Here is an 18999-nt window from a genome sequence, read left to right as displayed (position 1 = left end):
AAACAGTAATACACAATTTTTATGAGCTCTTCCTAACACTTTTTACTGATAAATATATAAATAAGAGAAATAATAGGCTCGGTAGCAACCAAAGTAATAGATTTGAAACCTTCATTGCCGGTTTATAAAGTACAAATTCACCAAATCTTTCCGTCATATATTGAGTAATTTCACTATTACTCTTCTCTGCTTTCACCATATTGAACACAACAAGACGTAAGTCTTTTGCTATCGGTGAATTGGATTCAATCAGATTTTGGTTTTGACATTGTGGGCAGCGTAACGTTTTCGCCAAGCTAATAGCGCGTTGCTGTTGCTCTGGGTTTTCAAACTCAAACAGTTCAACTTGAATACTCGTCTCTTTATTACTGGCAGTAAAAAGATCTTCGGCCATAGTCGGAAGGCTAATCACTAAAAGAGCTGACAGCATAAACAACGTTTGTATTAGAGACTTCATCATCCATTCACACCATCAAAATACATCGCAAGCTCATCTTTCCATACCATTTCATTAATCACGCCCAATAGCTTCTTAATGATCTGGCCGTCAGCATCGACCAAATACGTTTCAGGCGTGCCAATTACGCCCAACTCCAACGCTAACTTGCCTTGAGGGTCACTGATCACGGTTGAGTACGGGTTGCCGTCGTTCGATAACACGTTAATCGCAGCCCCGGAGTTATCTCGATAATTAAGCCCGACGATTGGAATGCCTTTATCGTGAAGTTGAAGCAAAAATGAATGTTCGGTTTTACATATCCCGCACCAAGAAGCCCACACATTAACCAGTTGATAAGGGTGCTGCGTGACATCAGCGAGCGTAATTTTCTGCTGACCACTGACGCCTTCACTATTTACTAACGCACTCGATGTAAATTCTGGAAATGCCCTTTGTTGTTCAGACACAATGGTCGACTGCTGCTTATTATCAAGCGCAAAGACAAACCCCAGCACCACAATCAATGCTAAGGCAATTAGACTAATTAGCTTGTTACGAACGCTGATATGCATACTGAGACGCCTTAACGATTTTCTTTTTACGATGAGTCAATGAGAGTAAAGCGCCGATAATGGAGAACAGCCCACCAAACCAGATCCAGCGCGCATACGCCTTATACTGAACACGAAATGCGTAAGCGGTGGAATCGACTTTCTCGCCCATGGTGATATAAACATCACCATGCCAGAACCACTTCATTGCGGGTTCACTCATGTTCATGACTCGAACTTGGTAATGTCTTCTTTCCGGCGAAATAGAGAAGCGCTGCTCGCCAGACTCTAGGTTGAGTATCGCCTTCTCTGCGGTAAAGTTTGAAGCGACATACAGCTCAGTATCACGATGAGAAAGCGTCCAATCCATGAATTCGACTTCTACGCCTGGGCTTAACTTATAGCTGCGCTCAAACGAGTGGTAGCTATTCATGGCAGCACCGACCGCTAACACCGAAACCCCAACATGAGCAAAGGTCATCACCCAGACTTTGCGTTGGAACTTGGAACTGCGTGTTACCACCAAGCCATACACATGAGTGAGTAAAACCCAAAATGCGAGTGACCATGTCATTAGTGCCATCACTTGAATCTTCTCTACTTGCAAAGCGTAACAGGCAAACCCGAGACCAATAGATACTAGAGCGATCAACGTAATAACGCCTTTCGATGCTTGAGGCTTAATACTCAGCAATGGGGCAAGGCCGACGACAGCCAACGCAAGCAAAGCCAAAGGTGCAATCAAGAGATTAAAGTAAGGCGCACCGACCGAGATGTTTCCTAGTCCAAGCAACTCAAAGACCATAGGATAAAACGTGCCGAACACCACGACAGCAGTCGCCAGAACAAAAATAAGCACCGCAACTAAGCTCAAAAAGCTTTTGCTGGCGAAGCTAGTAATCGGATTAGATTCAAAAGACTCTCCTCTGACGATGAGCAGAGAAAATGAACTCACCAGTACCAGAACTAATATAAGAAGCAGTGCGATACCTTTGGTTGGGTCGACGGCAAAAGCGTGTACCGATGTGAGTACACCAGAACGAACAATAAAGGTGCCTAAGATACTCAAACAAAACGTAATGAAAGCGAGACTGAGAGACCATTTCAGTAACTGTTGTTTGCCCTTAGCAACGCCTAGACTGTGCAGTAAAGCGGTCGAAGTAAGCCACGGCAACAAGCTGGCATTCTCAACCGGATCCCAGAACCACCAGCCGCCCCAACCTAATTCGTAATACGCCCACCAAGAGCCAAGAATGATCCCTGCGGTTAAAAAGATCCAAGCGACTAGACACCAACTTCGACAATGGGCAACCCAGTCAAACTCAATAGGATCAATCAGCAAAGCGGCAACGGCAAATGCCAACACCACAGAAAATCCGACATAGCCAAGGTAAAGCAATGGAGGGTGAAAAATCAGCCCGACATCTTGCAGCATTGGGTTAAGGTCACGCCCTTCTAGCGGCAATGTCGAGTTCATTTCAAATGGATTTGATGCGAATAAGGTGAACCAAGCAAATATCGCGAGCAGTAGATTCATTACCCACAACACACGGCTTTGGTATTCGTTCGAATAGTGTTTTTGTAAGGCGATAACACCAGACCAGACGCTGATCGTCAGTACCCAAAATAACAAGGAACCTTCATGACCTGCCCATACGGCTGCGAGCTTAAAAAATGAGGGTAATTGAGTATTTGAATGCTCAGCGACGTATAAGATAGAGAAGTCATTACTGACAAAGGCATAGCCAAGCAACGCGACAGAAGTGAGAGAAAACAGCGCGCTTGAAAGAGAGAAACTGCGGATTAAACCTAGATTTTGCGTCCGTTTATTTAGCATTTGGTAAAACGAATGCACACCAATAATGCTGCTGAGTACAGCAACCAACACCAAACTAAACAGCCCCAAAGAACCGACCATATCACCTCAATAAGGCTCTACCTGAGCAGAGCCGATCTAAACACGCATCTCATGTTTATTAAGAACATGTTCATTAATAAGCAGATATTTAGTATCCAACATCTGCTCACTAATAAACTTGAGCGAAATTAAGCTATCGTTAACTGCCCTGCGTAAAGGACAAAAGTTCGCAGCATTAATACGCCCATTAGGCTTAGTGAAGTCACCGAGAAAATATATACCGAACTATGGCGGATTGAGGTTGGTGTAACGGCATTCAGCAACAACGGTAAAACCATTCCAACACCGATAACGCCATACCAGAACCAACTCGCCCAGAAACCACTGCCGATGGCGTTCCATACGGCTTGCTCACTTTGACCACCCGCGAAGATAAGCCCAGTAAAGAAAGTAATCAGAACAAACAGCTCAAACATCACGACCGGACGTTCGAACCCGTGGATCCATGAAATGCTCGGGCTATGAGGTGATTCTTTAAAGACCAACACACCAAATAAAATACACGCCGCCGCTCCCGAAGATAAGCTCGAGAATAAGAACAAAATCGGCAGCACGGGGTTATTCAATAGTGGGAAGGTATTTAAAGCCGACAACAAGAATCCGGTATAAGCGGCAAGCATTAGAGCAAGAACAGCTAAGAATATTTCCAAAGCATTCTCAAACACTTCTAATTTGCCAATCCAATTACCGACAAAATCAAGTCGCCCTTTTAGCCATGCTTGATCATTCAAGAACACGACGATTTGATCTCTAAATATAATGCCGATCCAAAGAAATAAGATCACCATATACACTTGGAATAAGATCACACCCATCGACATCACAGACGTTGGATTATAGAAGATCATGATCTTCCAAAATGATAACGGTTTTGTCAGGTGGAAAACCAAGATCAAGAGACCTGAAATGATCCCAAATGGCGCAAGAAAAGCGGTCGCCTTTAACACACCATTATGAGCAGGATCGCCTTCAATGACCTTACGTTTTAGATAAATGGAGATCATTACGGCACCCGCCGACATCCCCGCGAGAAATAGATAGATAGCTATAATCCAGTCCCATACCACGGTACCAGACTGAAAAGCTGTGTCCCATGCACTCATAATCAGATCTCCCCTTTTTGGTGTGGCACTTTATAGAGTTTTGGCTGAGTACCGAGGTAAGCTTTATCTCGGTAAACCACCTCAGATTTAAGCACCTGATTTATCTCACTCTTAGGGTCATTGAGGTCACCAAATACTAGCGCATTGGTCGGGCAAGATTCGACACAAGCCGGTAACTTCCCTTGTGCAAGATTGGTATCACGGCAGAAGTTACATTTATCTGCGGATTTGTTCTCTGGATGGAAAAAGCGCACTTGATATGGGCAAGCTAATAAGCAATAACCACAACCGACACACTTCTCTTGATGAACATCGACAATGCCGGTTTTTTCATCTTTGTAGGCCGCCCCTGTTGGGCAAACCATCACGCAGGGCGCGTTATCACAATGTAGGCAAGAGTTACGAGTAAAACGGTAATCAACATTTGGATATTCGCCTTGGGGTTCGCTCTTAATAATCTCTAAGCGCGATACGCCTTCAGGCACTTTGTTCACTTCACGACAAGCTTCTGTACAAGCGGTACAACCAATACACGCGGTCTCGTCATGAATCATTCCATAACGCTTAGCCCCATCCTCTTGAACATTGGCCAAGGTTTTACGACTTGTCACCGCCGCCGTTCCCGCAACACCTGTGGTAAAAATAACGGCACCTGCGCCAGCTAAAAAGTTTCTTCTTGAGCAGCTCATAGATTACTCCCCTTCTTTCTTCTGGTTGAAGTCTGAATGGCAATCCACACACAGCTTGATGGTTTGCTTCTTATCTAAGCCCAACACCTTTGCTTCCGTCGCATGAACATCATGGCAGTTTGAACACGTTAAGTTTTGCGCGTGAACATCGTGGGTCCAGCTCGCTTCGCGCAGATCATCAGGCTTGTGACAATCTATACATTGACTATTGGCATCTAAAATTAAGCTAGGATCTAGGTAAACCTTGTCGGTCCCTGGTTGTGATTGAGCCTCACGATACTTCACCACTTTAGGCGCGCCTTCGCGGTGGTCGGGGCTAATAGAACTATGACAGTCGGTACAATTTACTTCACGGCCAAGCAAAGCGTGTGCACTTTCACCATGTGAACCCAATACCGTTTCTTTTGAATCTTTATGGCACTGAACACACTTGTAGTCTTTGTCACGGATTAATTCGACTTCATGTCTTGTTGATTCCCCTACTGGCGTAACAGCAGGCTCAGCAACAGCATGAATGGAATAACCATAGAGGCAGAATGCTAGAAGGGATTTAAGCATTATGACTATGGCCAATTTAATATTGCCCATTTTATCCTTTCCTTATACCGGCATTATTTAACTCTCAACTAAATAATATTCCGGTTAAACAAAAGTACCCTTAAACGATATTATTACCGTTTAAATGATATCAATTCTTATTTTGGATAAGCCACAACGCTTTCTATAGTTAGAATATACCTCTAATTAGGTAATACGAAATTTCGATAGGTTAATCTGTGAACACAATCACCCTATTTATATCATGGTAAATTTAGGTAATTGATTGTTATATATGATAATAATTCTCAGTTAAATTCTAATTAATCTAACCACCGATACCACTTTAGGGTTATATAAACTTCAACGTGACTAAGGTCACTGCCATTAATTGATCTGGGACAATCTATATCCAACACGTAACAAAATGTGTTTATTTATGAATTAATATAAACAGGAATTCTCCAGTTCTTAATTTGAATAGCAAACTCACAACGCTTGGTATAAAAATCAGTATATTGGAGATATCACTGTGAAAAAGCATTGGATACGTAATTCGGTCACAGCACTATTAATGGTTAGCGCGTCATTAGCATGCGCGACCAGTTTTGCTGCGTCTGAACAAAAAGAAATTGGCGATCCTCGTAACGATCAGTTCGAGCAAAACCACCCAGATCAATATCATTCACGGAGACAAACTTCAGAAAGCGAAACGATTGAAGACGCACTAAAAGAAGATCCAAACATGGTTATCATGTGGGCTGGCTACGGCTTCGCAAAAGATTACAACAAAGCGCGTGGTCACTTTTATGCGATTGATGACGTAAGACAAACGCTCCGTACTGGCGGCCCAACGGACGAAAGCTCAGGTCCTATGCCAATGGCGTGTTGGAGTTGTAAAAGCCCAGACGTAGCACGCGTTATCGAAGAGCGTGGTGAAGACGGTTATTTTGAAGGTAAATGGGCACGTCTTGGCAACGAGATTGTGAACCCTATTGGCTGCGCAGACTGTCACGATACCCAAAGCGAAGGCTTTAAAAATGGTGAGCCGGCACTGAAGGTGACACGTCCTTATGTTGAACGTGCATTTGAAGCGATTGGTAAAAAGTTTGATGAGCAAAGCCGTTTAGACCAACAAGCTTCTGTTTGTGCTCAGTGCCACGTGGAATACTACTTCACAGGACCAACCAAAGGCGTGAAGTTCCCTTGGGACCAAGGCACAACGGTTGGCGATATGGAACGCTACTATGATGCAATCAACTTTAAAGATTGGACGCATAAAGTATCGAAAGCACCCATGCTGAAAGCACAGCACCCAGGCTTCGAAACATGGCGCGAAGGCATCCACGGTAAGAACAAAGTCGTTTGTGCTGACTGTCATATGCCGAAAGTAACCAAAGAAGATGGCACCGTTTATACCGACCATAAAGTGGGTAACCCATTCGACCGCTTCGAAGATACGTGTGCAAACTGTCATACTCAATCTAAAGAAACCATGCGTAACATCGTTTCAAGCCGTAAAGCGCAAGTGCTGAACATGAAGCTGACTGCTGAGAAACAAATCGTAGCCGCTCACTTTGAAGCAGGCGCGGCATGGGAAGCGGGTGCAACCGAGCAAGAGATGGAACCTATCCTACTGGATATTCGTCATGCTCAATGGCGCTGGGACTACGCTATTGCGTCTCATGGTGTTCATATGCACGCCCCTGAAATCGCTCTAGAAGTGCTAGGTACTGCCGTTGACCGCGCAGCCGATGCTCGTACTAAGATTGTTCGTCTACTGGCGAAGAAAGGCATCACTGATCCAATCGAGATTCCAGACATCTCGACCAAAGAAGCGGCTCAAAAAGCGCTTGGAATGGACATGGATAAGATGAACGCTGAGAAACAACACTTCTTAGACACGGTTGTTCCTAAATGGGAAGAGCAAGCTGAAAAGCGTGAAGCCAACTACGAATACTAGTTTCTTCAATTAGACCATTACGTAAAAACCAGTCACACTATTATTGTGTGGCTGGTTTTTTAGGTTTGGGGCAATAAACATCAATATCTCCTCCCCAATTCACTCGCCAATTCAAGGAATAGATAATGAAAACCTTACTTTCACTTTCAACATTATGTATCACACTACTCTGTTCAGGCGTTTACGCTTCTGAGCGTGCTGAGACTGGGTGGGAATTAATAGAGAAAGGTGCATTAGTGGTTGATGTCAGAACAGCTGCAGAGTTCGAACAAGGGCATCTAGACAACGCCATCAACTACCCTCTTTCTGAAGTGGCTACTCACTTCGCCAAGATAGATAAAGACCAGCCGATCGTTTTGTATTGCCGCAGTGGTAATCGCTCAGGACAAGCTTATCAATTCTTGCGAGCTCAAGGGTTTACTCAAATCCATAACGCAGGTGGGTTGATTGAAATGCAGGAAAGTAAATAAGTAAAGATTAATGATTATACCAAGCTTAACGGATCATCTGTTTGGCTTGGTTGATCGAATGAATAATCGAAACGCGATCAATCCCCTTTTGATTGGAATCGAGGATTTGAGTCCACGCATCAATCGCTTGTTGATAGCGCATGCTAATGAAGTGATCGGTCGCAATCAGCATCAATGCCGTACGATCATTGGGATCAAGCTGCATTGAGTGATCCAATAACGCATTCACGTCATCATTCATCGCTTGAGAGCTAAGGTAATAAAGTGCGGTTGCTTTAGCAGCATAGAGGCCAGAAGGTGCTTGAGGGTCTAAGCGAATCGCGTAGTCGTAGCAAGTGAACGCTGCATCAAATTCCCCTTTCTGCATATACACACCACCAAGCTTAAACCACAAGTCGGATTGATTCGGATCTTGTTTGAGGCTTTGCTGAAGCTCATCTTCGAAATCTGTTGCCGTGTAACTATTGTTATCATCTAAAGGAAGTTGAGGTACCTCTTGTTTCAGTTGGGACCAAACAAGCACGCTCAAAGCGACCGCAGTAATCGAAATCACTACATTGCTTTTTAAGTGACCGCTGTTTTTGTTCGCCGCAATAACGACCACAATCAAAAACAGGCTCATTAGTACCAACGCAACCAACAACCAGATGTCCATTTCACACTCCTTTCTATTCACTTCCTACTCTATCGTTTTCATCTCTCCTCTATATTGATCAAGGTTTAGCTATCGATATTTTAGCGATCACGACTCAGCAATAAAGTCACACCAAGCTTCACAAATAACAGGTAATAAAAAACCGAGCACTTAGGCTCGGTTTTTTCAATGGTAAGCTTAATTACTTAGCGTAACCGAGATTACTCAGTGTCTTGCTCGCTATCACTTTCAGAGTCAGAAGCATCTGATGCTTGCTCTTCACTTGATTCAGCAACTTCAGCGTTGATAGTTTCAGCACCAGCTTCTTCAGCTTCGCCTTCTACAATCTCAGCTTCTTCTACTTCGTCGATACGTTGTAGACCTACAACATTCTCGTCTTCAGCAGTACGAATCAGTGTTACACCTTGAGTGTTACGACCAACTTGGCTAACTTCCGCTACGCGAGTACGTACTAGCGTACCTGCGTCGGTGATCATCATCATTTCATCGCCTTCTTCAACTTGAACAGCGCCAACAACTGGGCCATTACGTTCAGAGACTTTGATAGATACTACACCTTGCGTTGCACGGCCTTTCGTTGGGTATTCAGCTAGCTCAGTACGCTTACCGTAACCATTTTCAGTCACAGTTAGGATATCGCCTTCGTTAGAAGGAACAATCAGTGAAACCACTTGATCGTCTTCTGGAAGCTTCATACCACGAACACCAGAGGCAGTACGGCCCATTGCACGTACTTTGTCCTCGTTAAAGCGAACAACTTTGCCCGACTTAGAGAACAGCATGATGTCGCTATCACCGTTAGTGATATCAACGCCAATCAGTGAATCGTCGTCACGTAGGTTAACTGCGATTAGGCCGTTGGCACGTACGTTTGCGAATTGATCCAGTGATGTCTTCTTAACTGTACCGTCACCCGTTGCCATGAAGATGAATTTCTCGTTAGAGAACTCAGAAACAGGCAGGATAGCCGTAATGCGTTCACCTTCTTCTAGAGGAAGAATGTTCACGATAGGCTTACCACGAGCAGTACGACTTGCTAATGGTAGTTGGTAAACTTTCAGACGGTATGTCTTACCACGAGTAGAGAAACATAGGATGTTATCGTGAGTATTAGCAACAAGCAGACGCTCAATGTAATCCTCATCTTTCATCTTAGTTGCACTCTTACCTTTACCACCACGACGTTGAGATTCGTAGTCGCTTAGGATTTGGTACTTAACGTAACCGGCGTTAGAAAGCGTTACTACAACGTCTTCTTGAGCAATCAGCTCTTCCATGTCGATGTCATGAACTGCCGCTGTGATTTCTGTACGACGCTCGTCGCCATAGATTTCACGTACCGCTTCAAGTTCTTCACGGATAACTTCCATCAAACGCTCAGTGCTTGCAAGAATGTGCATTAGCTCAGCGATTTCTTCTAGAAGTGCTTTGTACTCGTCTAGAATCTTCTCGTGCTCAAGGCCAGTTAGGCGGTGAAGACGAAGTTCTAGAATAGCTTGTGCTTGTGTTTCCGTTAGGAAGTATTGGCCATCGCGGATGCCGTATTGGTCTTCCAACCAATCAGGACGAGCCGCATCAGTACCAGCACGCTCAAGCATTGAAGCAACGTTACCAAGATCCCAACCGCGTGCAACTAAGCCAGCTTTTGCTTCAGCTGGTGTTGGAGCGTTACGGATAAGCTCAATGATTTCGTCAATGTTAGCAAGTGCTAGAGACAGTGCTTCAAGGATGTGTGCACGATCGCGCGCTTTCTTCAATTCGAAGATAGTACGACGTGTCACAACTTCGCGACGGTGGTCTACGAAGCACTTAAGCATGTCTTTGATGTTGAACAACTGCGGTTGACCGTTGTTCAACGCAACCATGTTGATACCGAAAGTCGTTTGCAGTTGAGTTTGAGCGTATAGGTTGTTTAGAACCACTTCGCCTACTGCATCACGCTTACATTCAATAACAATACGCATACCATCTTTATCAGATTCGTCACGCAGTGCACTGATGCCTTCTACTTTCTTATCTTTAACCAGTTCAGCAATCTTCTCGATCAAACGAGCTTTGTTTACTTGGTAAGGGATCTCAGTAACGATAATGGTTTCTTTACCATTCTTCTCTACTTCGATATCCGCTTTTGAACGCATGTAAACCTTACCGCGGCCAGTCTTATAAGCATCAACGATGCCTTTGCGACCACTGATAAGTGCTGCTGTTGGGAAGTCAGGACCAGGAATGTAGTCCATTAGCTCATCAATAGTGATCTCTTCATTATTGATGTAAGCCAAACAGCCATCAACAACTTCACCAAGGTTATGTGGTGGAATGTTGGTAGCCATACCTACTGCGATACCAGAAGCACCGTTTACCAATAGGTTAGGAATTTTTGTAGGAAGTACTGCTGGAATTTGTTCTGTACCATCGTAGTTCGGTACGTAATCCACAGTTTCCTTATCAAGGTCAGCCAGTAGCTCGTGAGCAATTTTCGCCATACGAACTTCGGTATAACGCATTGCAGCCGCGGAGTCGCCATCGATAGAACCAAAGTTACCTTGGCCATCAACTAGCATGTAACGCAGTGAGAACGGTTGAGCCATACGAACAATTGTATCGTATACAGCACTATCACCATGCGGGTGGTATTTACCGATTACATCACCTACTACACGAGCAGACTTTTTATATGGTTTGTTCCAATCATTACCTAGTACATTCATCGCGAATAAAACGCGGCGGTGTACTGGTTTTAGGCCATCACGCACATCTGGAAGGGCACGACCAACGATGACGGACATCGCGTAGTCTAGGTATGAACCTCTAAGCTCATCTTCAATATTTACGGGCGTGATCTCTTTCGCTAGATCGCTCATAGAGCCATTTTCCCTCTATAGTCAGATCGTATTTTTGAATACGTATAAGACCGAAAAATATAACACAAATTTACCTACGGAGGCATCACTTTCCCTCTCCTTTTACCATCTTGTGACCCTTGTAGCCAATCAATTGATGAGAAATTGCACCTCCGCATCATATCTTGCTGAAACATGGTCACTTTACATCCAATAAACTAGCAAAATTGTAGATCTTCTGGTCAGCGCGAAAAGGCAAGTTATAATGCCTGCAATTTCATGGATGCATTATTTAACTTGGAAATGCCGATTATGACTAAATCACAGAACGTAGACCCAGCAGAAATCAAGAAATTCGAAGACATGGCGTCACGCTGGTGGGATCTAGAAGGCGAATTTAAGCCGCTACATCAAATCAACCCACTGCGCCTAAATTACGTATTAGAGAAGACTGAAGGCCTGTTTGGCAAGAAAGTCCTCGATGTTGGCTGCGGCGGCGGTATTCTTGCAGAAAGCATGGCGGTTGAAGGTGCGATAGTAACAGGCCTAGACATGGGTAAAGAACCGCTAGAAGTTGCGCGCCTTCACGCATTGGAAACTGGCACTAAGCTCGATTACATCCAGAGCACTATCGAAGACCACGCAGAACAGAACCCACAGACGTACGATGTGGTAACGTGCATGGAAATGCTTGAACACGTTCCTGACCCGCAATCTGTTATCACTGCCTGTTCAAAATTGGTAAAACCGGGCGGCCACGTTTTCTTTTCTACATTGAACCGTAACTTCAAATCTTACTTGTTTGCGATTGTTGGTGCAGAGAAGCTATTGAAGATCGTTCCAGAAGGCACTCATGAACACGAGAAGTTCATTCGCCCTGCTGAACTTATCAAGATGGTCGATAACACTCCGCTGCAAGAATTAGGCATTACAGGCCTGCACTATAACCCGCTGACGAACACTTACCGTTTAGGCCAAAAAGTCGATGTGAACTACATCGTTCACACACAAAACTTTGGCTAAAAAATATCGGTAGCCCTACCGTAAAACCTTTTGTAAAAAAGACGAATGAAAAGAGTTGCAATTACCATAACTTTGCGACTTTTTTCAGTCTAAATTTCGTGCGCCAGCTTCCATTTTGACCACCTCGATTTAAATTTAATCGCCCAAAATCCATCGCCTATTTTGCCCAAAGATCAAGGGATTTTTTTTTATGGGCGTGCAAAAATAAAGCATCATTAAAAGCCGACTTTTATACAATCAAGTCACATCTAACCTCATCAGTTAGTGGTCACTTACAGTTTTTTTTCAATCCACCACTTATCCACAAGCAACCCCATTTCTTTACCTTGAAAAATATCAGTTGTAGCACTATCTTGTAACCCAACAAACAAATGACCCCTATATGTTGTGTTTGAACTACAATGTATGGGTAGACCAAGATCACAAAGCCGAAACGTAATTTACAAAAATTACACAGAAATACACAAAAACACGGCCTTGTTCAGTTTTGTTAGGGAAATTAAGCAGAATGAACCAACAACTTACTGTTACCAAGCGTAACGGGCGCAAAGAAACGATCGATCTAGAGAAGATCCATCGCGTGATTACATGGGCAGCTGAAGGCTTGCACAATGTTTCTGTATCACAAGTAGAATTGAAAGCTCACATTCAGTTTTACGATGGCATCACCACTACTGACATTCATGAAACTATCATCAAGTCAGCAGCGGATTTAATCTCTGAAGAGACTCCTGATTACCAATATCTAGCAGCACGTCTGTCTGTATTCCACCTACGTAAAAAAGCGTACGGCGAATACGAGCCGCCTGCACTGTATGACCACGTTGCAAAACTGGTTGATATGGGTAAATACGATAGCCACCTTATGGAAGACTACACGAAAGCTGAATTCGAAGAGCTTGACGAGTACATCGACCACAAACGTGACTTAGACTTCTCTTACGCAGCGGTTAAGCAGCTCGAAGGTAAATACTTCGTGCAAAACCGTGTAACGAAAGAAATCTACGAGAGTGCTCAGTTCCTTTACATTTTAGTTGCTGCGTGTCTATTCGCTAAATACCCGAAATCGACTCGTCTTGACTACATCAAACGTTTTTACGACGCATCGTCTACGTTTAAGATTTCTCTACCTACACCGATCATGTCTGGTGTACGTACGCCTACTCGTCAATTCAGTTCTTGTGTACTGATCGAGTGTGGTGACAGCCTTGATTCAATCAACGCGACAGCAAGCTCAATTGTTCGTTACGTATCTCAACGTGCTGGTATTGGTATCAACGCAGGTCGTATCCGTGCGCTTGGTTCTGAAATCCGTAACGGTGAAGCGTTCCACACCGGCTGTATCCCTTTCTACAAATACTTCCAAACAGCAGTAAAGTGTTGTTCTCAAGGTGGTGTTCGTGGTGGTGCAGCAACTGTGTTCTACCCACTATGGCACGGTGAAGTTCAGTCTCTATTAGTACTGAAAAACAACCGCGGCGTTGAAGAGAACCGTGTTCGTCACATGGATTACGGCGTACAGCTGAACAAGCTTATGTACTCTCGCCTAGTTCAAGGTGGCAACATCAGCCTGTTCTCACCTTCAGACGTACCAGGCCTTTACGATGCGTTCTTCGAAAACCAAGACCGTTTTGAAGAGCTATACGTTAAGTACGAAAACGATCCTTCAGTGAAGCGTGAAACGGTTAAAGCCGTTGAGCTGTTCTCTCTGCTAATGCAAGAGCGTGCTTCTACTGGTCGTATCTACATTCAGAACGTTGACCACTGTAATACACACAGCCCGTTTGATTCTGAAGTAGCACCTGTTCGTCAATCGAACCTATGTCTAGAAATCGCGCTTCCTACTAAGCCACTTTCTAACGTAGAAGATGACGAAGGCGAAATTGCACTGTGTACGCTTTCAGCATTCAACCTTGGCGCAATCAATGAACTGGACGACCTAGCAGAGCTTTCTGAACTGGTTGTTCGTGCTCTAGATGCACTGCTTGATTACCAAGATTACCCGCTTCCAGCTGCATACAAGTCGACAATGAACCGTCGTACTTTAGGTGTGGGTGTAATCAACTACGCATACTACCTAGCGAAGAATGGTGTTAAGTACTCTGATGGCAGTGCAAATGGCCTGACTCACCGTACTTTTGAAGCAATTCAATACCACTTGCTAAAAGCATCTGTTGAACTAGCGAAAGAGCAAGGTCGTTGCCCATCTTTCCACGAGACCAACTACGCGAAAGGCCTACTACCAATCGATACTTACAAAAAAGATATCGACTTAGTATGTGAAGAGCCACTGCACTACGATTGGGATTCTCTACGTGAAGAGATCATGGAGCACGGTCTGCGTAACTCTACGCTAACAGCGCTTATGCCTTCTGAGACTTCGTCTCAAATCTCGAACGCGACTAACGGTATCGAGCCACCACGTGGTTACGTATCAGTGAAAGCATCGAAAGACGGCATCCTTAAGCAAGTGGTTCCAGATTTCCTAAATCTTAAAGAGAACTACGAGCTACTTTGGAACATTGGTTCTAACGACGGTTACCTACACCTAGTGGGTATCATGCAAAAATTCGTTGACCAAGCTATCTCTGCAAACACTAACTATGATCCAAGTGTTTACGACAGCGGTAAAGTACCAATGAAGAAGCTGCTTCAAGACCTACTAACAGCGTACAAGTACGGTGTTAAGACGCTTTATTACCATAACACTCGTGATGGTGCTAAAGACGACCAAGGCGATGCAGTTCAAGTGCCGGAAGAAGATTGTGAAGGCGGCGGTTGTAAGATCTAAACCGTAATAAACATTAAGACCCCAGAGAAGAGTTATCTTCTCTGGGTTTAAAGCATTAACAGGGTCCGTTTTATTACGGGTCTTTAAAGGATTTGAGGCATTTATGGCTTACAGTACTTTTTCTCAGCAAAAAAATGACCAACTAAAAGAACCAATGTTCTTGGGTCAGTCGGTAAACGTTGCACGTTACGACCAACAAAAATTCGAAATCTTCGAAAAGCTTATCGAGAAGCAGCTTTCTTTCTTCTGGCGTCCTGAAGAAGTAGACGTGTCTAGCGACCGTATCGACTACAACAAACTTCCTGAGCATGAAAAGCACATCTTCATCTCTAACTTGAAGTACCAAACGCTTCTAGATTCAATCCAAGGCCGCAGCCCTAACGTTGCCCTACTTCCATTGGTATCTCTACCAGAAGTAGAAACTTGGATTGAGACTTGGTCTTTCTCTGAAACGATTCACTCTCGTTCTTACACGCACATCATCCGTAACATCGTGAATGATCCAGGCGTAGTATTCGACGACATCGTTGAAAACGAAGAGATTCTAAAGCGTGCTAAAGACATCGCTTTCTACTACGACGACCTAATCAAGCTGACGGCTGACTACCACCGCTACGGTGAAGGCAACCACAACATCAACGGCGAAGATGTTAAGGTTTCACTTCACGACCTGAAGAAGAAACTTTACCTATGTCTAATGTCTGTAAACGCACTAGAAGCGATTCGTTTCTACGTAAGTTTCGCATGTTCATTTGCATTCGCTGAGCGTGAGCTAATGGAAGGTAACGCGAAGATCATCAAGCTAATCGCTCGTGATGAAGCACTTCACCTTACTGGTACACAGCACATGATCAACTTGCTACGTAACGGTCAAGATGATTTCGAATTCATGCAGATCGCTGAAGAGTGTAAGCAAGAGTGTTTCGACCTATTCAAAGAAGCGGCTGAGCAAGAGAAAGAGTGGGCAGAATACCTATTCAAAGATGGCTCTATGATTGGTCTAAACAAAGACATTCTTTGCCAATACGTTGAGTACATTACCAACATCCGCATGCAAGCTGTTGGCCTAGGTACGGCTTACCCAGCAGCAACATCAAACCCAATCCCATGGATCAACGCTTGGTTGTCTTCAGATAACGTTCAAGTTGCTCCACAAGAAGCTGAAATCAGTTCTTACCTAGTTGGCCAAATCGACAACGAAGTAAAAGCTGACGACTTTGAAGGGTTTGAGCTGTAATGCCAACAATCAAAATCAACAAACTGACTTCAATTGAATCTAACCCTTCAAACACTCTATTGGAAACAATGGAACAAGCGGGGTTAGAGCCAGAATACAACTGCCGAGATGGTCACTGTGGCGCTTGCCGCTGCACGTTGGATTCTGGTGAGGTCGAGTACGTTGGTTTTGCTATGGCTTACACTCAAGGTAATGAGATATTGCCTTGTATCTGTAAAGCAAAGACTGAGCTATCGCTGAGTAACGTTATTCATAGAAACAAGCAAAAACGCGCATAAGCCAACTGGCTTTAGGGCGCTTTGTTCGAATATCGTCAATAAGAATTAAAAAGGGTCCGCTTCTTTTAAGAATGCGGACCCTTTTCTATTTATGTCTTTAGGCATCTAAAACGACTCGTCTATCACTCAACCAAATCTTCCTGTTGGCTTGTGTCATACAAAGCCAAACGTTTATTGCTGAGTCAGGTTAAGAGTCACAGAGCCAATATAACAAGCGCTTCGGCACTCTCCACAGCCGTTACATTTATCTTTGTCCACTGTAGGCAACTCTCCCACTTCGATGTGTATCGCACCTGATGAACACGCAGCTTGGCATGCTGAACAGTCCATTTGCATGTAATTATTGCAGCTATCAGCAAAGCTCGGCTTGAGGTCGATATAAGGCGTGACCGTTTGATGAAGAGCGCCAGTCAGGCACACTTCCGTGCATTTGTTGCACATAGAACAACTGTTGTAATCCAAATTCAGTAGCGCACTGCCCTCTAGCATCTCAATAACGCTATTCGGACACGCTTGCTCACACAGTCCACAACCGTCACAAAGACGCTCAAACAGCACCTCATCGACGGCTCTTGGCGGTCTTGCATGCAAGCGCTGTGATATCTCTTCATAATTCGCGGCTGCTTTAACCGGTTTAGAAAGTCGAGTTAAGAAACCGCGTCTATTTGAATTTATTTGTTCAGACATTAGTCGATATATAACTTTTTAGTAGTAACGTTTAAATTATATTCAGATGTTAAGTACTTAAGCCAATCTATTACATCAACCGATAGCTTTTTATAAAAAGATAGCTCTGATGTTTTATTTAGTTTTTCTAAATAAACAGAAGACCAAGTTAATAAGTGGCCTTCGAGTAATTCACCAGCTGAATTAATATTATTATTTTCTAACAAATACGCATGAGCGAATAACATTAAACCAAATTGATCTTCCGGCTCTCTTAACCCAGTGTCTAATTCAATCTGATTCAATTCTAAAAATTGGCGATACTCAACCGTAGAAGCGCCGAACACAACGCGGTCTTTATCTAGGTACACAGAACCCCAAGGCGGAGCTGGCATGTCTCCAACGCCTTCAAACAGGCGGCTGAACTCTTCTGCGAGCGCCTCTTCGTCTTCACTTCTCAATGCCTGCAAGCATTCTTCAGAGAGCACTTCGCTCTCAACCAAAGCTTCAACAATGGTGATTAACTGTTCTTTACTTGTCGCTTGATAAAATAGCGAACCCAATAATTTATGCGTATCGATAATCATTATTATTTATACCGTTATAGGTTTAAAGATAATTATATAAATAAGACGATTTAATTCTTTGATCTATTTTATACATTCGATTCATAAGATTTAAATTTCGCTCTTATTTGATGCCAATCAATCAACAACCCGAAATAAAAACATAAAGAACAAACTACCTATAAAGTGCTAGCTATCAATAGCAAAAGGCATCTTAGAATGACGAATAAGAAAGAATCTGGGGTAATGAATCTTACTCGAAGAGGGGCTTTGTTGCGTAATTCAATGGAACTAAATCAAGAACCTACGATCTGATCAGCTACCTCCACTCTATCTCGTAGTCCTATGCCTAAGCCTCGTTATAAAACAACCAACTGGAAGCAATACAACCGATCACTCATTAACCGTGGTTCTCTGACTTTTTGGATTGATGAAGAAGCAATAAGCGGATGGGCGCAAAGCAAACAGAATAAGCGCGGTAGGCCGCGTCGGTTCAGTGATTTAGCTATCACGACAGCACTCATGGTCAAACGAGTTTTTTCTATGCCATTGAGAGCGCTGCAAGGATTTATCGACTCGATATTTAGGTTAGCCCATGTACCGTTAAGTTGTCCGCATTACACCTGCATCAGTCGTAGAGCCAAGCAAGTTGAGGTTTCATTTAAGACTAAAACGAGAGGAGCGATACAGCACCTAGCCATTGATGCTACTGGCCTTAAGGTTTATGGCGAAGGTGAATGGAAAGTCAAAAAACATGGGACGGATGGCAAGCGTAGAGTCTGGCGAAAGCTGCATATTGCAGTCGATACCAACACTCATGAGATCATTGCCGCCGAGCTAAGTTTATCGACGGTTACAGATGGAGAAGTACTCCCGAACTTACTGAAACAAACACGCCGAAGTATCCTTGAGGTGTCTGGTGATGGCGCTTACGACACGAGAGCGTGTCACGCTGCTATTAAGATTAAGGGAGCTATTGCGCTTATTCCCCCAAGAGAAGGGGCTGCCTTCTGGGAGCGTGGTCACCCTCGAAATTTCGCCGTGGGTTGCCAGAAATTATACGACTCAAATAAGTATTGGAAAGAGCGGTATGGATACCACAAACGTTCACTCTCAGAAACAGCGATGTATCGAGTTAAACAGTTGCTAGGAGGGAAACTGAGCTTAAGAAATTACAATGCCCAGGTGGGTGAAACTTACGCGATGATAAAAGCGTTGAACAAGCTTACTGGGTTAGGTATGCCTGAAACTTGTCGTATTGACTAAGAAACAA

At 43.8% G+C, this 18999-nt stretch carries 17 protein-coding genes; 7 read left to right on the top strand and 10 right to left on the bottom strand.

Features of this window, described 5'->3' with window-relative positions; genetic code table 11:
• Positions 1 to 19: 19 nt before the first annotated feature.
• From nrfF to nrfB, 6 genes are all read right to left on the bottom strand, one after another.
• Complete coding sequence (gene nrfF / locus OCV20_RS06535; protein WP_086774886.1) at positions 20 to 460, bottom strand: heme lyase NrfEFG subunit NrfF; 441 nt, start codon at positions 458 to 460, stop codon at positions 20 to 22.
• Positions 457 to 1011, bottom strand: a complete 555-nt coding sequence (locus OCV20_RS06530; RefSeq protein ID WP_086774887.1) for a DsbE family thiol:disulfide interchange protein — start codon at positions 1009 to 1011, stop codon at positions 457 to 459. Before OCV20_RS06530 ends, nrfF begins: the two co-directional genes overlap by 4 nt.
• On the bottom strand, positions 992 to 2908 hold the full coding sequence (locus tag OCV20_RS06525) for a heme lyase CcmF/NrfE family subunit (RefSeq protein WP_086774888.1): 1917 nt from the start codon (positions 2906 to 2908) through the stop codon (positions 992 to 994). Before OCV20_RS06525 ends, OCV20_RS06530 begins: the two co-directional genes overlap by 20 nt.
• 128 nt (positions 2909 to 3036) lie before the next feature.
• Complete coding sequence (nrfD, locus tag OCV20_RS06520) at positions 3037 to 4011, bottom strand: cytochrome c nitrite reductase subunit NrfD (RefSeq protein ID WP_048607198.1); 975 nt, start codon at positions 4009 to 4011, stop codon at positions 3037 to 3039.
• Positions 4012 to 4013: 2 nt separating this feature from the next.
• Positions 4014 to 4700: a cytochrome c nitrite reductase Fe-S protein gene (nrfC, locus tag OCV20_RS06515; RefSeq protein ID WP_086774889.1), complete on the bottom strand. Its 687-nt coding sequence runs from the start codon at positions 4698 to 4700 to the stop codon at positions 4014 to 4016.
• Positions 4701 to 4703: 3 nt separating this feature from the next.
• The gene (nrfB, locus tag OCV20_RS06510) at positions 4704 to 5288 is read right to left on the bottom strand and encodes a cytochrome c nitrite reductase pentaheme subunit (RefSeq protein WP_019822323.1); all 585 of its coding nucleotides are present in this window, start codon (positions 5286 to 5288) and stop codon (positions 4704 to 4706) included.
• A gap of 481 nt (positions 5289 to 5769) precedes the next feature.
• Between nrfB and nrfA the strand changes: the two genes are divergently transcribed.
• Complete coding sequence (gene nrfA / locus OCV20_RS06505; protein ID WP_202910140.1) at positions 5770 to 7200, top strand: ammonia-forming nitrite reductase cytochrome c552 subunit; 1431 nt, start codon at positions 5770 to 5772, stop codon at positions 7198 to 7200.
• A 125-nt stretch (positions 7201 to 7325) separates the two neighbouring features.
• The gene (locus tag OCV20_RS06500; RefSeq protein WP_086774891.1) at positions 7326 to 7670 is read left to right on the top strand and encodes a rhodanese-like domain-containing protein; all 345 of its coding nucleotides are present in this window, start codon (positions 7326 to 7328) and stop codon (positions 7668 to 7670) included.
• Positions 7671 to 7695: 25 nt separating this feature from the next.
• On the opposite strand, the gene OCV20_RS06495 is transcribed toward OCV20_RS06500, so the two are convergent.
• Both OCV20_RS06495 and gyrA read right to left on the bottom strand, forming a co-directional pair.
• Entirely contained in the window at positions 7696 to 8325 is a 630-nt protein-coding gene (locus OCV20_RS06495) for a TPR domain-containing protein (protein ID WP_086774892.1), read from the bottom strand.
• A 200-nt stretch (positions 8326 to 8525) separates the two neighbouring features.
• Positions 8526 to 11186: a DNA topoisomerase (ATP-hydrolyzing) subunit A gene (gyrA, locus tag OCV20_RS06490; protein ID WP_048613586.1), complete on the bottom strand. Its 2661-nt coding sequence runs from the start codon at positions 11184 to 11186 to the stop codon at positions 8526 to 8528.
• Between the two features lie 258 nt (positions 11187 to 11444).
• Between gyrA and ubiG the strand changes: the two genes are divergently transcribed.
• The 4 genes from ubiG to yfaE all read left to right on the top strand — a co-directional run bounded on the left by ubiG (position 11445) and on the right by yfaE (position 16494).
• Positions 11445 to 12188 carry a bifunctional 2-polyprenyl-6-hydroxyphenol methylase/3-demethylubiquinol 3-O-methyltransferase UbiG gene (ubiG, locus tag OCV20_RS06485; protein WP_172379706.1) on the top strand — a complete coding sequence of 248 codons (744 nt, stop codon included), beginning with the start codon at positions 11445 to 11447 and terminating at the stop codon, positions 12186 to 12188.
• Between the two features lie 508 nt (positions 12189 to 12696).
• Positions 12697 to 14979: a class 1a ribonucleoside-diphosphate reductase subunit alpha gene (gene nrdA / locus OCV20_RS06480; protein ID WP_017060992.1), complete on the top strand. Its 2283-nt coding sequence runs from the start codon at positions 12697 to 12699 to the stop codon at positions 14977 to 14979.
• A 103-nt stretch (positions 14980 to 15082) separates the two neighbouring features.
• On the top strand, positions 15083 to 16216 hold the full coding sequence (gene nrdB, locus OCV20_RS06475) for a class Ia ribonucleoside-diphosphate reductase subunit beta (protein WP_059020625.1): 1134 nt from the start codon (positions 15083 to 15085) through the stop codon (positions 16214 to 16216).
• Positions 16216 to 16494, top strand: a complete 279-nt coding sequence (gene yfaE / locus OCV20_RS06470) for a class I ribonucleotide reductase maintenance protein YfaE (protein ID WP_010438115.1) — start codon at positions 16216 to 16218, stop codon at positions 16492 to 16494. The genes nrdB and yfaE overlap by 1 nt, the downstream gene beginning before the upstream one ends.
• 171 nt (positions 16495 to 16665) lie before the next feature.
• Here the strand turns inward: yfaE and napF are convergent, their stop codons facing one another.
• Together napF and OCV20_RS06460 are read right to left on the bottom strand one after the other, a co-directional pair.
• Positions 16666 to 17181, bottom strand: a complete 516-nt coding sequence (gene napF, locus OCV20_RS06465; RefSeq protein WP_086774893.1) for a ferredoxin-type protein NapF — start codon at positions 17179 to 17181, stop codon at positions 16666 to 16668.
• Positions 17181 to 17747, bottom strand: a complete 567-nt coding sequence (locus OCV20_RS06460; RefSeq protein ID WP_086774894.1) for a molecular chaperone TorD family protein — start codon at positions 17745 to 17747, stop codon at positions 17181 to 17183. Before OCV20_RS06460 ends, napF begins: the two co-directional genes overlap by 1 nt.
• A 324-nt stretch (positions 17748 to 18071) precedes the next feature.
• Here OCV20_RS06460 and OCV20_RS06455 point away from each other — a divergent pair, with 324 nt between their 5' ends.
• Positions 18072 to 18992 (top strand): IS5 family transposase, encoded by a 921-nt coding sequence (locus OCV20_RS06455; protein ID WP_086773621.1) that lies wholly within the window; start codon positions 18072 to 18074, stop codon positions 18990 to 18992.
• Positions 18993 to 18999 lie beyond the last annotated feature (7 nt).

Source organism: Vibrio coralliirubri (assembly GCF_024347375.1).
Taxonomy (GTDB): Bacteria; Pseudomonadota; Gammaproteobacteria; order Enterobacterales; family Vibrionaceae; genus Vibrio; species Vibrio coralliirubri.
This window is presented reverse-complemented; position numbering and strand designations above follow the sequence as displayed.